The sequence below is a fragment of the Baumannia cicadellinicola str. Hc (Homalodisca coagulata) genome (genome assembly GCF_000013185.1).
In the GTDB taxonomy this organism is placed as follows: Bacteria; Pseudomonadota; Gammaproteobacteria; order Enterobacterales; family Enterobacteriaceae; genus Baumannia; species Baumannia cicadellinicola_E.
In genome coordinates this window covers 281528-297384 of the sequence record NC_007984.1, presented here as the reverse complement: position 1 = coordinate 297384, position 15857 = coordinate 281528, and the positions used below count along the sequence as shown (strand labels likewise).

13 protein-coding genes are annotated in these 15857 nt (G+C 32.5%); 3 read left to right on the top strand and 10 right to left on the bottom strand.

Translation table 11 applies throughout. The annotated features are described in order from the left end of the window. Positions 1-43 precede the first annotated feature (43 nt). Positions 44-1570 carry a murein biosynthesis integral membrane protein MurJ gene (murJ, locus tag BCI_RS01365; RefSeq protein ID WP_011520460.1) on the top strand — a complete coding sequence of 509 codons (1527 nt, stop codon included), beginning with the start codon at positions 44-46 and terminating at the stop codon, positions 1568-1570. A 50-nt stretch (positions 1571-1620) separates the two neighbouring features. Here the strand turns inward: murJ and argS are convergent, their stop codons facing one another. The 3 genes from argS to ispA all read right to left on the bottom strand — a co-directional run bounded on the left by argS (position 1621) and on the right by ispA (position 6230). Continuing rightward, positions 1621-3357, bottom strand: a complete 1737-nt coding sequence (gene argS / locus BCI_RS01360; RefSeq protein ID WP_011520459.1) for an arginine--tRNA ligase — start codon at positions 3355-3357, stop codon at positions 1621-1623. A gap of 69 nt (positions 3358-3426) precedes the next feature. Further along, the gene (gene dxs, locus BCI_RS01355; RefSeq protein ID WP_011520458.1) at positions 3427-5298 is read right to left on the bottom strand and encodes a 1-deoxy-D-xylulose-5-phosphate synthase; all 1872 of its coding nucleotides are present in this window, start codon (positions 5296-5298) and stop codon (positions 3427-3429) included. A gap of 38 nt (positions 5299-5336) precedes the next feature. Further along, a complete protein-coding gene (ispA, locus tag BCI_RS01350; RefSeq protein ID WP_041574889.1) occupies positions 5337-6230 on the bottom strand; it encodes a (2E,6E)-farnesyl diphosphate synthase in 894 nt (297 codons plus the stop codon). Positions 6231-6613: 383 nt separating this feature from the next. On the opposite strand from ispA, the gene thiI reads away from it, so the two are divergent. Continuing rightward, the gene (gene thiI / locus BCI_RS01345) at positions 6614-6931 is read left to right on the top strand and encodes a thiazole biosynthesis protein (RefSeq protein ID WP_420021814.1); all 318 of its coding nucleotides are present in this window, start codon (positions 6614-6616) and stop codon (positions 6929-6931) included. A 13-nt stretch (positions 6932-6944) separates the two neighbouring features. On the opposite strand, the gene panE is transcribed toward thiI, so the two are convergent. Genes panE through cyoA form a run of 7 tightly spaced genes read right to left on the bottom strand, consistent with a single transcriptional unit; the run spans position 6945 to position 14039 of the window. Then, on the bottom strand, positions 6945-7826 hold the full coding sequence (panE, locus tag BCI_RS01340) for a 2-dehydropantoate 2-reductase (RefSeq protein ID WP_041574932.1): 882 nt from the start codon (positions 7824-7826) through the stop codon (positions 6945-6947). 16 nt (positions 7827-7842) lie between these two features. Beyond that, positions 7843-9252, bottom strand: coding sequence for an MFS transporter (locus tag BCI_RS01335; RefSeq protein ID WP_011520454.1), 1410 nt, complete (start codon positions 9250-9252; stop codon positions 7843-7845). 28 nt (positions 9253-9280) lie between these two features. Then, positions 9281-10147, bottom strand: coding sequence for a heme o synthase (gene cyoE, locus BCI_RS01330; protein WP_011520453.1), 867 nt, complete (start codon positions 10145-10147; stop codon positions 9281-9283). Next, positions 10147-10494 carry a cytochrome o ubiquinol oxidase subunit IV gene (cyoD, locus tag BCI_RS01325; RefSeq protein ID WP_049752727.1) on the bottom strand — a complete coding sequence of 116 codons (348 nt, stop codon included), beginning with the start codon at positions 10492-10494 and terminating at the stop codon, positions 10147-10149. Before cyoD ends, cyoE begins: the two co-directional genes overlap by 1 nt. 4 nt (positions 10495-10498) lie before the next feature. Beyond that, complete coding sequence (gene cyoC / locus BCI_RS01320; RefSeq protein WP_011520452.1) at positions 10499-11110, bottom strand: cytochrome o ubiquinol oxidase subunit III; 612 nt, start codon at positions 11108-11110, stop codon at positions 10499-10501. After that, on the bottom strand, positions 11097-13094 hold the full coding sequence (cyoB, locus tag BCI_RS01315) for a cytochrome o ubiquinol oxidase subunit I (protein WP_011520451.1): 1998 nt from the start codon (positions 13092-13094) through the stop codon (positions 11097-11099). The genes cyoC and cyoB overlap by 14 nt, the downstream gene beginning before the upstream one ends. 30 nt (positions 13095-13124) lie before the next feature. Further along, entirely contained in the window at positions 13125-14039 is a 915-nt protein-coding gene (gene cyoA / locus BCI_RS01310; RefSeq protein ID WP_011520450.1) for a ubiquinol oxidase subunit II, read from the bottom strand. Positions 14040-14524: 485 nt separating this feature from the next. Here cyoA and tig point away from each other — a divergent pair, with 485 nt between their 5' ends. Beyond that, positions 14525-15835: a trigger factor gene (gene tig, locus BCI_RS01305; RefSeq protein ID WP_011520449.1), complete on the top strand. Its 1311-nt coding sequence runs from the start codon at positions 14525-14527 to the stop codon at positions 15833-15835. The last annotated feature ends 22 nt before the right edge of the window (positions 15836-15857 follow it).

Sequence of the window (15857 nt, the reverse complement as noted above, 5' to 3'; positions counted from 1 at the left end):
ACTATTCTATTCAACCAAACTGGTATTTAAGCAAAATAAAACCATGAGTCTGTTAAGATCATTAGTTGCAGTTAGTAGCATTACAATATGTTCACGTATCCTAGGTTTTACTAGAGATGCTCTCATTGCTCGATTATTTGGTGCTGGTATGGCAACTGATGCTTTCTTTATTGCATTTAAATTACCAAACTTTTTAAGGCGTATTTTTGCAGAAGGTGCTTTTTCCCAAGCATTTGTGCCTATTCTAGCAGAGTATAAAACTTTTCAGGGAGAAGAAGCTACCAAAAAATTCATTAGTTATATTGCTGGTATGTTAATACTAATACTGATATTAGCATCAGTAGCCGGTATACTTAGTGCTCCATGGGTAATAAAGATTACCGCTCCTGGTTTTATTAATCCAGAGCTATTTGATTTAACATCAGCGCTCTTACGTGTAACTTTCCCTTATATTTTGCTAATATCTTTAACATCATTGGTAGGAGCTATACTTAATGCGTGGAACATTTTCTCGGTACCGGCTTGTGCTCCTATACTTCTAAATGTTAGCATGATCAGCTTTATGCTGTTTGCTATACCGTTTTTTCATCCTCCAATTATGGTACTAGCTTGGGCAGTGATTACTGGAGGATTACTACAATTAATATATCAGTTACCGTACTTAAAGAAAATAGGATTATTAGTGATACCACGCCTCACCTTTCGTAATCCTGGCGTATGGCGCGTATTAGAACTGATAGGACCTGCTATTCTCGGAGTATCTATCAGTCAAGTTTCATTAGTAATTAATACTATTTTGGCCTCTTTCTTAGAAACAGGTTCGGTATCATGGATGTATTACGCAGATCGACTTATGGAATTTCCTTCTGGTGTATTAGGTGTTGCACTAGGTACGATTTTATTACCATTACTATCGCATAGTGTGGTAAAGAGCAATAATGCAGAAGAATATTCATGTTTGCTAGATTGGGGACTACGTATCTGTTTTTTACTCGCATTACCGAGTTCTGTAGCACTAGTAATACTTGCTAAACCAATAACAGTAGTGTTATTTCAATATGACCAATTTTCTGCTTTTGATGTAATGATGACTCAGCGGGCGCTGCAAGCTTATTCAGTCGGACTAATTGGTATAATGTTAGTCAAAGTTCTAGCACCTGGCTTTTATTCACGTCAAGATATTAAAACGCCAGTACAACTGGCTATTATAAGCTTAATTATAACACAATTGATGAATATCATGTTTATAGGTTTATTAAAACATGCTGGTTTATCACTATCTATTGGGCTTGGAGCATGTATTAATGCCAGCTTATTATATTGGCAGTTACGTCGTCAACAATTATTTCAACCACAACCTGGTTGGTCAAAATTTTTGCTACGTTTAATATTTACAGTTTGTGTAATGGCTATAGCAATCATGTTATTATTACTGATCATGCCTGATTGGACGAAAGGTAGTATGCCTAATCGTTTGCTTCGACTAATAGCAGTTATAGTTGTAGGTATAATCTGTTATGTCATGACACTTAGAATGTTAGGTTTGCGAACTCAATATTTCATGAGCTAAAAAATTTAGCTTGGATATACGTACTCATCACATATTTACTATTATGGTTTTTACATTTTATCTACCGTTTCTATACCTAGCAAACTTAGTCCATGTTGTAAAGTTTTTGAGGTCAGAAGTGCTAGTTGTAAACGACTTTTACGTTGTATGTCACTATTAGCATTTATTATAGAACAATGTTCGTAAAATGATGAGAATCGTACTGCTAGATTATACAAATAACCACATAAGATGTGTGGTCTACCATCATGTGCAACGGTAGTTATTGTTTCATGATATTGCAAAAGACGGACTGCAAGTAGATGTTCGTGTTCTTTTTCTAATAAAATACTACCTGTTAGTATTTGTTGCTTATTATAATTACTCCGCTTTAATATTGAAGCTATACGAGTATAAGCATATAGTATATATGGTGCAGTATTTCCTTCAAAACTTAACATGTCATCCCAGTTAAATATATAGTCCGTCGTACGATTTTTTGATAGTTCGGCATATTTAATAGCGCTAATGCTGATTACTTGTGCTAAGTGTTCTAATTCAACTGGATCTACATCCATGTTCTTGCTAAGAATTAAGCAACGTGCACGTTTTAGCGCTTCATCTAGCAAGTCATTTAACTTAATATTAACTCCTACTCTAGTTTTAAATGGTTTACCTTCCTTATCGAAGATCATACCAAACATGTGATGGTCTAACTGCATAGTTTGGGGAATATAGCCCGCTTTACGTACAATAGTCCATATTTGCTTTAAATGTTGATGTTGGCGAGAATCTACATAATAGATAATTCTATCAGCTTTTAGTTGTTCATAACGATACTTGATACATGCAATATCTGTGGTAGTATAAAGATAAGCTCCGTCTTTTTTTTGAATAATGACGCCTAGAGGATTTCCCTGTTTATCTTGAAATTCATTTAGAAAAATAACTGTTGCTCCGGCGCTTTCGACTGCCAAACCTTTAGCTTTTAAATCAGCTATAATATTAGGGAGCATATTATTATATTTACTTTCTCCCATAATATTTTCATGGCTGAGAGAAATATTGAGCCTATTGTAGATCTTTTGATTTTCGTTAATTGTAATCTTCACTAACTTTTGCCATATTTTGAGGCAAAAGGAATCACCGCACTGTAATTTTACTACGCAGTTACGTGCTTCTTGTGCAAAAGAAGGATCTGTATCATATTTGTCTTTTGCTTGACGGTATAATTGATCTAAAAATGATAGTGGTATTTCTGGATCAATATTTTTTTCTACTTGTTGTAGATATGCTATTAGCATACCAAAATGAGTACCCCAATCACCAATATGATTGATTCTAATAACTTTATGGCCAATAAAATCTAGTATGCGTGCTGATGCATCGCCGATAATAGTAGAGCGAATATGACCAACGTGCATCTCTTTCGCAATATTAGGAGAAGAATAGTCTACTACAATTGTCTGAGGTAGTTCTATTAGTGATATTCCTAGCCTCGGGGAAGCTATAGCAGTTGCTATTTTTGTTGCTAGCCACTGTGAATCAAGATAAATATTAATAAAACCTGGACCGGCAATATCAATTTGACGTGCGATACCGTTTAACTGTAAGAAACTAACTACTTTTTTTGCTAAAAAATAAGATGGTACTCCTAGTTGTTTGGCGGTAGCCATAAGGCCATTTATTTGATAATCGCCGAATTTTTTTTTCACGGATGGTCGAACCTGTACCCTATAGTATGGAGGGACTCCTGCTGCTAACATTGCTTTATGAATTTGATCTGATATTATYGCATGGATATTCACTTATATATCCTTAATTATTCTATTTATCTTGAAACATAACATTAATCGACATAAGTCTTCATTACGTTATTACCTAGCTAGCCATTGCTTAATTTGCTCCATAATTCCATCACTGTCTAGTTTAAGCTCAGCACGTATCTCCTCCTGGCTACCTTGTGGAATAAAATAATCAGGCAAACCAATATTTAAAACAGGCACTAATAACCTTTGACGCATTAGATATTCATTAACACCACTTCCAGCTCCCCCTATTACGGCGTTTTCTTCTAGCGTTACTAATGCTTGATGGCTTATAGCAAGCTGATTAATTAATTCTATATCTAGAGGCTTAACAAAACGCATATCTACCAAAGTTGCATCGAAGGTCTTAGCAACTTTCTTGGCCTGTGTAAGTAAAGTACCAAAATTTAAAATAGCAATCTTTGTACCTTGGCGGCATACTATAGCTTTACCTAGTGGTAATATTCTAAGTAGGCTGTATTCTACACCGATACCATTACCACGTGGATATCGGACGGCGCTAGGACCGTTATTATAATGATACCCAGTATGTAACATGAGTCTGCACTCGTTCTCATCACTTGGTGTCATAATTACCATATTGGGCACACAACGGAGATAGGAAAGGTCAAAAGCACCTTGATGAGTTTGTCCATCAGCGCCTACTACACCGCCTCTATCAATCGCAAATAGCACCGGAAGTTTCTGTATGGCAACATCATGGATTACTTGATCATATGCACGCTGTAGGAAAGTAGAATAAATTGCTACTACTGGCTTATACCCACTAATAGCTAACCCAGCAGCAAAAGTAACTGCATGCTGCTCAGCAATAGCTACATCAAAATATTGTTGTGGAAATTGGTTAGCAAATTTTGCCATACCAGATCCCTCACGCATTGCTGGTGTTATAGCGATTAACTTTTTATTACTAGTAGCAGCATTACATAACCAGTCGCCGAAAACATCTGAATAAGTAGGATAGTTACTAATATTTTGGTAAGGTAGCTGACCTATTGCAGGATCAAACTTAGGTACCGCATGCCAAGTGGTTGGATCTTTCTCTGCTGGAGCATAACCGCGTCCTTTTTGGGTAATTATATGTAGTAATTGAGGACCTTTCATACAACGCATATTTTTTAGAATATGTACCATACCTTGTACATCATGTCCATCTACAGGACCAATATAATTAAAACCGAGCTCTTCAAATAACGTACAGTTTGGTACTATTATGTTTTTTATTTGTTCTTTGGTTCTTTTTGCCAGTTCTTTTAGATAAGGCATTCCATGTAGTGCTTTTTTGCTACTTTCATTTATTCTTAAATATAATTTACCAGATAAAATTTGAGCAAGATGGTTATTCAACGCACCCACGTTCCTAGAAATAGACATTTTATTGTCATTCAGTATTACAAGTAAGTCAGATTTAATGTCACCAGCGTGATTTAGAGCTTCAAATGCCATACCAGCAGTCATGGCACCATCACCAATAACACACACTGTTTTTCTACCAATACCTTCATATGTAGCTGCAACAGCCATACCAAGACCAGCACTAATAGAAGTAGAGGAATGTCCTACTGATAAAATGTCGTATTCACTTTCTTCACGCCAAGGAAATGGATGTAGGCCATTACGTTGACGTATCGTAGCAATACACTCTCTTCTACCTGTAAGAATCTTATGCGGGTAGGCTTGATGACCTACATCCCAAATAACATTATCAAATGGAGTGTTATAGACATAATGTAAAGCTACGGTTAGCTCTACTGTACCAAGCCCTGATGCAAAATGGCCACTAGAACCACTAACGCTAGTTAGTAAAAATTGACGTAGTTCATCACATAGTGTTAATAGACTTTCTTTCGGTAGTAAACGTAACTTAATAGGATTGTCTGCTAGATCTAATGTGGGATACCTTTTAATCTGCATACTCATGGAATTTTCATGCTGTTCGCCGTATAACAATAGTATTTTTATGGAGTTATATTATGGTGTTCGATAATATAACGCGCTAGTTTCATCAATATATTGGGATTATATCCTATGGCCTTAATATATTCTAAGGATGCTAGAGATTCTCGATATAGAGCTATAACTCTAGCTCGTGCCATATCTAATCCAAGTTGCGATAGATAGGTTGTTTTTTCTAAATCAGGCTGACCAGTATTTTGGTTATCTTCGCTTATATCCCAGAGGTCATCTTGTACTTGAAATGCAAGTCCTATAGCTGTAGCATATCTATCTAGATAGTTAATTGCTAATTTACTTTTATTTCCGGCTGCTATTGCACCTATATGTACTGCAGCACGAATTAATGCACCAGTTTTGTAACTATAGATGGTTTCAACTGCCTTAGCTGACATCTTTTTAAACTGAGACTCTAACTCTAAAGCCTGACCTAAACACATACCATTAGCACCGCTAGCATTAGCTAAAATTTCAATCATTTTTAATCTAACTTTTATAGGAATAGCTGGCATTTGTGCATTAGCTAGAATAGTGAATGCTAAGGTATGTAGTGCATCTCCTGCTAAAATAGCTATTTTTTCGCCAAATTGTATATGGCAAGTTGGTTTACCTCGTCGGAGCTTATGATTATCCATAGCAGGTAGATCATCATGAATTAGTGAATAGGCATGAATACACTCGATTGCGGCAGCTGCTGCATTTAAGCTATGTTTTTTTATCCCAAATAATTTACCTGTTTGATAAATAAGGAAAGGTCGTAGCCTTTTTCCTCCTGTTAGTGCACTACGCATAGCTGTAACTAGTATTTTATTTTTACTTGATAAGGTGCATAGATGTTGTTCTAAGACTATTTCTATATAGTTACTACTTTTTTGTAGCTTACTTATTAAGTCTCTCATAATTCTGTTGATAAATATCAATGTCTGAGGTAAATAAAATTTATCTTATCAGTCGAAGAATATCCTGATTAGACTAAATATATTAATCAGAATAAATTACTTAAACAGTTTTTTTACCAAAACTAATATTATATTTTCAGATGTGACCGTCTTTTAATCATCTATTGCAAATATAATCCATTATCTTAATCTTTAATATAAAGAGTGCTATTCATCTCCAGTAAAGAAATAATACTGTTATTATATCTGTGATATTTATCACAGTAAATTAATTTAGCAAATATTTATTAATTATCAATGACTACTAAAATAGTAGTGATTGATAAGAATAAGTATAATAGATATCTAAATATCTTAGTCTTATTAATAACTAACGATTAAATATTCAACAGCGTAAAATTAGTATGAAACAAAAGGATAATTATATTACTCAACAATTAGAAGTAATTAGATCATTTGGAATAAATGATGTAATTCTTGATATTCGTACCCCTGATGAACAAGAAGAAAGTCCACTGTTGCTAAAAAATATTGTTATGCAACACTTGCCTTTTTATAAGCTCAGTAGTCACTTTGCTACTTTGGATCAGAGTAAATGTTATTTGCTTTATTGTACTAACGGTGTTATGAGTAGATTACAAGTACTTTATTTACGTGAACAGGGTTTTAATAATGTTAAAACCTATTATATTTATGATTAATTAATGATAATAATTACTTATATCTTTGTTCTTTATCCTTAATATAATTAAATAGCCACTGATTAACCGGTAATTTTAAACCATAGAAACGAGCACGTTTAAGCAAATAACCATTAATATAGTCTATTTCAGATATTTTATTAGCGCGTATATCTTGTAACATTGATGATATATTGCTAGATGTGTTATGAATGACTTTGCATATATATAAAAGCAATAAATCGTAATTAGGATTATATCCTTCATAGTTCATAACTATAATTACTTCACGGCAGATTGCTGTTATCTCATCATAATGATGTTCTAATTCTCCATTACAACAATTATAGACAACACTAAGTGGATTAATAACACAATTTACTGCGAGCTTAATCCAGCTAGATATGGTAATATTATTATACCATATGACTTTTGGCATGACTTGATGTAATATATCTATTATTTGATTACAAGATTTTGCTTTGGTATTACCGGGACCTATACTAGTTATACCAGTAGATATATGATATATTTTTCCTTCTTTAGAGTATGCCGCATGAGTAGTAGTTCCTAGTAATAATGGTTGGATTAACTTAGGTAACTCTTCCTTAATACCTAGGCCATTATGTATTAGTAAAATAATGCAATTAGACCTTAATTTAGGTAAAATTTTCCTGATAGCTTTAGATACATGTCTAGCTTTAAGTGTAACTAACAATATTTCACTATTATTTAGTAAATTTACGTTATTTGCGGGTAATAAAAATATACTTTCTATTCCATCATAACTACGTATATTAACAGTAAAAAATCTTTTAGGAACTTGCAGCCATCCTTGTACTATATGTCCTTGGCGAATAAATGCTGTTAACCATAGCTTTCCTAGTGCACCACAACCAAGCACGGTAACTATTATTTTTATTTGTTGTTTGCTAGGTATCTTTAATTGATGAATTTTCACATCTATCTGTTGGGATAACATTGTTATTAACGATTTTTTTTAGTTTATCTATCAAGGCTGGCTTAGCATATTTCGTGTCTACTTTTAGATAAGCACTATTTTCTTCTGGTATAATCAGAACTTCTTTTACTGCTTGCTCAGTTAATAACTGATGAGTAATTAATTGTTTAATACCAATAATATTGGGTGGTACACTTATTATTATACTAGTAACATAAGGTGGCTCAGACATGGTTAAACTAACAAATAACCATGCTAGTACTATACTAATACTAGCTATAAAAACTAAACTAGCTCCTTCTGGTAAAGAAAATAACCAACCACCTATAATACCTCCGCAGGCTACTCCTATAAATTGGCTAGTAGAATAAAAACCCATAGCAGTACCTTTTAGGCTAGGTGGTGCTACTTTGCTTATCAGTGATGGTAAAAGACCTTCCATAAGATAAAAGGATAAAAAAAATAACTGGATTCCTATTAAGAAAATTAATCTATTGAAACCTGCAGCTAGTAAGCTAATTTGAGCACAAAGTAATATAGTTACACCACAGATAAATATCTTTTTTATGCTTTGTTTTTTTTCAGCGTATACTATACAAGGCATAACGACAAAAAATGAAATAAGCACAGCTATCAAATAGATTTTCCATTGATCTGCCGGTAAAAATCCCATATTCATCATATTCTGCGGTAAAACAACAAAATTAAACATTAGTATGCTATGTAAACAAAATATCCCAAAATTTAGCTTTAGTAGTTGCTTATTAAGTAATATAGTAGCAATACTACTGCATATAATATTAGATTCTCTATTTAACTTATATCTATTGGATGTTGGTAATGTTAATAATGCAATTATCACACTAGTCATTGTTAACATGGTAATACACCAAAAAAGACCACTAAGGCCAATAGTACTAGTAATAATTGGTCCTAATACTATAGCTATAGCAAAAGCTAAGCTAAAACTAATACCGATAACAGCCATAGCTTTGGTGCGATTTTGTTCCATAGTTAAATCTGACAACATTGCCATAACAGCAGCAGTAATAGTACCTATACCTTGCACAGCTCTACCAAAAATTATACCCCAGATTGAGTCAGTAAGCGCCGCAATTATACTACCTAATGTAAAAATTAATAAACCAACAATAATAAGTAATTTATAGCCTAAGCGATCAGATGCCATACCAATTGGTATTTGACAAATGGATTGAACTAAGCCATAAATACCTATTGCTAAACCAATTAGTGATTGATCAGCATTATGTAACTTCATACCATAGGTAGTTAGTACGGGTAATACCATAAATATTCCTAACATACGCAATATAAAAATTGCGACTAACCCCCAAGTAGCACGTAATTCTACTTTAGTCATACATGAAGTTTAAACCATAAAGTTAATTTTATCGACTAAATATGCTATCTAATGACATCATTAAGCTTAGCGATGTAATCGCTATAATAGAAAAAATAAACATTTTCTTTGACCAGAGAATGTCATTATTATCTTCTTTATATCCTTGTAAAGCAAGATACAACCACCAGAAATTAATGAAGTTAGTTACAATTAAATATTGATAACTCGTAGTATATCCACTGATATTAAGTAGTATAGTAGTTACTATAAATGCAACTATATATATAACAATATGATTTTTAGTTATCCTAATACCTTTTTTGATAGGAAGGATTGGAATTGAAGCTGCTTGATAATCTTGTAAGCGAAGAATGGCAATAGCGTAAGAATGTGGCATTTGCCAAAGGCAAAATATTAATAGTAATAGTAAAGCTCCAGTATCAAATTGATTACTCACTGCACAGTAACCAATAACTGGTGGTATTGCGCCGGAGAAACTACCTATTATAGTGCTATAAATAGATTGACGTTTCATACATTTAGTATATATACCGACATATACTATYAATCCTATTATGGCTAATAACATCGTTAATTTATTAGTATAATTATATAGTAAATAGATACCTATTATACTACAAATAAGAGCATAGATTAGACATGTTAGAATTGAAATAGAACCTATTGCTAGAGGTCTATTTTTAGTTCTTTCCATTTTGCGATCTATATCACGATCAATAATATTATTTAAAACGCAACCTGCAGTTACTATGAATAATACTCCTAATAACGTAACTAAAAAAATTAGATAATTTATCCGTCCTTTGGATGCCAGCAAAAATCCTCCAATAAAGGACATTAAATTACTTAAAACAATTCCAGGTTTGGTTGCTTGTAAATATAGCCTAATCATTAGATTGTACTATAGTCTATAATTTCATTCATCAAGTTATAGTTTAGATGCCACATAATCCATAAAGATCCTATAATAAGAATCACTATAATTAAGACGGTAAAAGCTAATGCTACTATATTCCACTGATATTCAGGCGAGATTTTCAAGTGCAAGAAAAAAACTAAGTGTAATATAATTTGAATTATTGCACAAATTACTAAGATAAATATTTGCGTATGTTTTTCGAAGTAATGATTGAATACTATTGTAAATGGAATAGTAGTTAGAATAATAGAAAATAAAAATACTATTATATAAGTTTGGTAGTGATTATTAATGGTATTTTTTATATTCAAATTACGCATATACTTAAAGTACTCCTAGTAAGTATACTACTGTAAATACACAAATCCATATAATATCAAGAAAATGCCAGAATAAGCTTAGACATTGTAAGCGTATTTGATTATCTAATGTTAAACCTTTTTTATACACATGAACTATCATAACCATAATCCAGATTAATCCTGATATAACATGACAACCATGTGTTGCAACTAAACTAAAAAAACCAGATAAAAATGCACTACGATTCGGTCCAAATCCGTTAATAATTAGATTATAAAACTCCATTATTTCTACAATAATAAAACCGAGTCCTAATATAAATGTGCAAAATAACCAAAGTATCACAGAGTTATTTTGCTTACGGTACATAGCAAGGATAGCAATGCCGTAAGTTAGACTACTTAATAATAAACAAAATGTTTCAAATTGAACGGCGGGTAATTCAAAAATTTCTTTACCAGAAGGACCTCCTGCAATGCTGTGACTTAATACTACATAAGTCGCAAATAACATAGCAAATAGAATACAGTCGCTCATTAAGTATATCCAGAAACCTAGAATTTTTTTCGCTTCTGTATTCGGCACTATAGCTAGAGTAGAAGTATTTATGTGATCAATATTATTGATTGACATAATTAAGTTCCGATTTGCTAGATTGTGTCAAATGTTCGTTCTCAATACGCTGAATTTCTTCTACAGATACGTAATAATCTACTTCTGTGTTAAAACTATTCATAATCCATGTTATAATTATGCACACAAAACTAACAATAGCTAACCACCAAATATACCAAATAAGCGCAAATCCCATCATTAAGCTAAATACAGCTATTATAATCCCAATACTAGTATTTTTTGGCATATGAATAGGTTTATAAACATTAATGTTATTGTTCTGTTCGTTTATATCTGTACTTTGCAATAATGCGTTATTATGTTGATCTAACTGCGGTAAAATAGCAAAGTTATAAAAGGGTGGAGGAGATATAGTAGTCCATTCTAGAGTCTTTCCTCCCCAAGGATTACCAGTAAGATCGCGATTCTTATTGCGGTCTCGTATACTGACTAAAATTTGAACTACCTGGCAACAAATACCTAATGTAATGAGCATTGTGCCCACAGCTGCACTTACTAATAATGGATGAAATGTAGGATCTATATGCTGACTTAAACGACGAGTCATACCCATTAAGCCTAATGCATAAATAGGCATAAATGCAACGTAAAACCCAATGATCCAACACCAAAAAGCTCTTTTTCCCCAAATTTCACTTAAGGTAAAACCAAAGAATTTTGGAAACCAGTAATTCATACCGGCGAAGCAGCCGAAGATAACTCCACCAATTATTACATTATGGAAATGTGCTATCAGAAACAGACTATTATGCAAAATAAAATCGGCGCCTGGTACTGCGAGTAGTACTCCTGCCATACCACCAATAGAGAACGTAACAATGAAACCAATGGTCCATAGCATCGATGAATGAAAAACAATACGTCCTTGATACATAGTAAATAGCCAGTTAAAAATTTTTACTCCGGTTGGTATAGCGATAATCATCGTCATGATACCAAAGAAAGCATTAACGTTAGCACCAGATCCCATAGTAAAGAAATGATGTAACCAAACACAGAATGATAGTACTGTAATAGCTATAGTTGCCCATACTAATGATTTATAACCAAATATAGGTTTTTTAGAAAACGTAGACACTACTTCAGAAAACACACCAAATACTGGTAATGCTAGTATATATACTTCTGGATGCCCCCATGCCCAAAATAAGTTTATGTACATCATAGCATTTCCGCCCATATCATTTGTAAAAAAATGAGTACCAATATAACGGTCTAGAGTGAGTAATGCTATTGTGACAGTTAAAATAGGGAAAGCTGCAACAATTAGTGTATTCGTACATAATGCTGTCCAAGTGAAAACGGGCATTTTCATCATAGTCATTCCTGGAGCACGCATACATAAAATCGTAGTGATAAAATTAATCCCCGTTAAGGTAGTTCCAATTCCTGCTATTTGAATACTCCAAATCCAATAATCAACTCCTACACCAGGACTATACTCCTTAGATGCTAAAGGAGGATATGCAGCCCAGCCAGTTTGAGCAAATTCACCTACTCCTAGTGAAATGTTAATTAAGATAACACCTACCACAAATAACCAAAAGCTAAGCGAATTTAAAAATGGGAAAGCAACATCACGTGCGCCTATTTGTAATGGGACTATGAGGTTAATTAGACCTATAATAAAAGGTGTGGCCATGAAAATAATCATTATCACACCATGCGCAGTAACAACCTGATCATAATGGTGTGGAGGTAAGAATCCAATATCACCAGCAGATGCTAGTACCTGTTGCAAACGCATCATGATAGCGTCAGCAAAACCACGTAGCAACATAATACATGCTACTATAATGTACATTATACCAATTTTTTTGTGATCTACTGAAGTTAACCAATTCTGCCAAATATACTGCCATTGACCAAAATAAGTAATTGCCGATACTAATGCTATTCCAATTAGAAGAATACAGGCAACGGTCACCATTATTATAGGTTCATGGTAAGGAATAGAACTAAGGGTTAATTTTCCGAACATCTTTGTTATTCCTAAATACCTATTTGATAATTAATGAATATATTCATGTGAATCTCTATTTGATAGAGAGGTTATAGTCATACTCTCACTATGATTCATAAATTTGCCGATTACTTTTTTATATAAATCTGGTTTAACGTTAGAGAAGTACTCAACAGCATTATTTATACTAGGTACTGCAAGGTGCTCATACGCAGACATTGTACTTAGCTGATACGGTGAACTTTTTACTTTTTTTATCCACTGATAAAATAATTCATTATTTTTAGTTGCTATTGCACTGAATTTCATATCAGAGAAACCACGACCACTAAAGTTAGATGATATTCCTTTATAAGAACCATTCTTATTAGCAATAAGGTTTAGGGTAGAATTCATACCTGCCATAGCATAAATCTGTCCTCCTAGCTGTGGAATAAAGAAAGAATTCATAACTGAGTTAGAAGTAATATTGAAATGAATCGGTACGTTAACAGGAAATACTATTTCATTGACTGTAGCAATTGAGTATTCAGGATAAATAAATAACCACTTCCAATCAAGAGCAATAACTTGAATATTTATTGGTTTAACAGCTGAAGCTATTGGTTTATAGGGATCTAATCGATGAGTTGAATTCCAGGTTATATAAGCTAAAAAGCTAATGATTAGGATGGGAATAGACCAGACAACTAATTCGATTTTAGTAGAATTTAATAAGTTTGGATTATATGTTGCTTGAAGGTTTGATGCACGGTATTGAATAGCAAAAATAATAGCCATTGCAATAGCTGGTATTACTACAATCAACATTAGTCCTAAAGAAGTTAATATTAAATTACGTTCTTCTAGTCCAATCTGTCCTTTTGGATTCATTAATACCATCTCACTACAACCACTAATGAATGCAATAGATACAATTATTAGTAAAAGACTAATTTTTTTAATGTAGTTACTGAATCTCATATCAATATCTTAAAAAGAGCTACTAAATACTATATCTGAAGAAAATAACATTTTACGGTAAGGTTGCAGTACTGTAAATAAGATTAAGCTTAATATTAGATTTTCTTAAAATAGGTTGTTATCAATGTTAATCATTATAGGTAAACAAAAAGATTCAAATAATATGTAAAATAGTATTTTTTGATAAAGTGTTCAATAATATTTTTATCATATTAGATCTATAATCAAGCATGAATTTTAACTGTTTTATGGTCTTTGACTAAATTCTCCGGATAACCGACTAACTACATAACAACATGAATAATTAACTTATAACTATATTATAAAAGGTAAACTTAATTTTATATCTATAATATTATTATTATAATTCTATTTAATAATATGCTTTTTTTATTCACCATGCTGGAAGTTCATTGACTCAATCAGCAGTGGGTTTTTTAAGTGAGCAATATGGTTGCTATCATATATGACTTTTGAGGTAAAACATGCAAATATTGGTTGATCATAGTCAAAAACTCAGACGAAGTGTCACAATGAAGATTGCTTCTCACATTATTGAAGAAACAATCAGTAAAAAACTATTAGAATTAGCTAAAACCGTTGTTATAGATGGATTTCGTAAAGGTAAAGCACCTATACACATTGTGGCTAAACGCTACCATAACTATCTTTGTCAAGATGTCTTATATCAACTAATGCATCAGCAATTTATCGCAGCTATGCTTAAGGAAAAAATTAATGTTATTAGTACCCCTAATTATACATATAGTACTTATCAAAAAGATAAAGATTTGATATATCAGGTTGAGTTCGAAATATCTCCACAAGTAGAATTAAAAGGTATTGATACCATAACAGTTGAAAAACCATTAGTACAAATCAAAGAAACAGATATTGATGCGATGTTAACACAATTAATAAAGCAGAATGGATCTTGGGAAAAAACTAATAATGCTGCTAAAATTACAGATCGTGTGACTATTGACTTATATGGAACTATAGAGAATAAAAGACTTAAAGGCAGTCAAGCTAAAAATCTTAATTTTACTATAGGTATAAATAATAAACATATTATTCCAGGTTTAGAGAACGGAATTATTGGGCATAAAGCAGGAGACAACTTTAATATTAATATATATTTACCAGATGAATACTTTCCTCTGGAGCTAAGAGGTAAATTAGCTATTTTTACTGTTGCTTTAAAAAAAGTAGAACAATATCGTTTACCTCATTTGGATGAATCTTTTATCAAATTATTAGGTGTAGTAGATGGTACTGTGGAAGGTTTACGCAACAAAATACGTAAAGATATAGAAGTACTGCTAAAGAATGCAGTGCGTAATTATATAAAAGAACAAGTAATAAACTACTTACTAAGTGTTAATAATATTGATGTACCAGATATTATGATAGAACAGGAAATACAAATAATAAAACAGAAAAATACCAAACATATTGGTAGAATAAGAAAATCCGCGCTAGAACAATCACGTGAGCTTATTGAAGCACAAGCTAAACGTCGTATTCAAATCACTCTATTGCTAATTGAAATTATTAAACAACATGATATAAAAGTGAATACTGCACGTATGCGTGCGATAATGGAAGAAATGGCCTATCTATCTCCACAAAAACAAGAAATAATTAATTCATATAATTCTCAGTCTTCTATGAGAAGACAGATATCTAATATAGTTCTAGAAGAACAGGCAATTGAAGCCTTACTCATGAAAGCTAACGTAATCGAAAAAAAAATAGATTTTGCGGATTTTATGAGTAAATTAAGTCATAGCTAACAGGATTCGTTCATTTTAAGTT

Coding starts and splice junctions, on each gene's coding strand:
- murJ (WP_011520460.1), top strand. CDS start 44: ATGAGTCTGTTAAGATCATTAGTTGCAGTTAGTAGCATTACAATATGT.
- dxs (WP_011520458.1), bottom strand. CDS start 5,298: ATGAGTATGCAGATTAAAAGGTATCCCACATTAGATCTAGCAGACAAT.
- ispA (WP_041574889.1), bottom strand. CDS start 6,230: ATGAGAGACTTAATAAGTAAGCTACAAAAAAGTAGTAACTATATAGAA.
- BCI_RS01335 (WP_011520454.1), bottom strand. CDS start 9,252: ATGACTAAAGTAGAATTACGTGCTACTTGGGGGTTAGTCGCAATTTTT.
- cyoD (WP_049752727.1), bottom strand. CDS start 10,494: ATGCGTAATTTGAATATAAAAAATACCATTAATAATCACTACCAAACT.
- cyoC (WP_011520452.1), bottom strand. CDS start 11,110: ATGTCAATCAATAATATTGATCACATAAATACTTCTACTCTAGCTATA.
- cyoB (WP_011520451.1), bottom strand. CDS start 13,094: ATGTTCGGAAAATTAACCCTTAGTTCTATTCCTTACCATGAACCTATA.
- cyoA (WP_011520450.1), bottom strand. CDS start 14,039: ATGAGATTCAGTAACTACATTAAAAAAATTAGTCTTTTACTAATAATT.
- tig (WP_011520449.1), top strand. CDS start 14,525: ATGCAAATATTGGTTGATCATAGTCAAAAACTCAGACGAAGTGTCACA.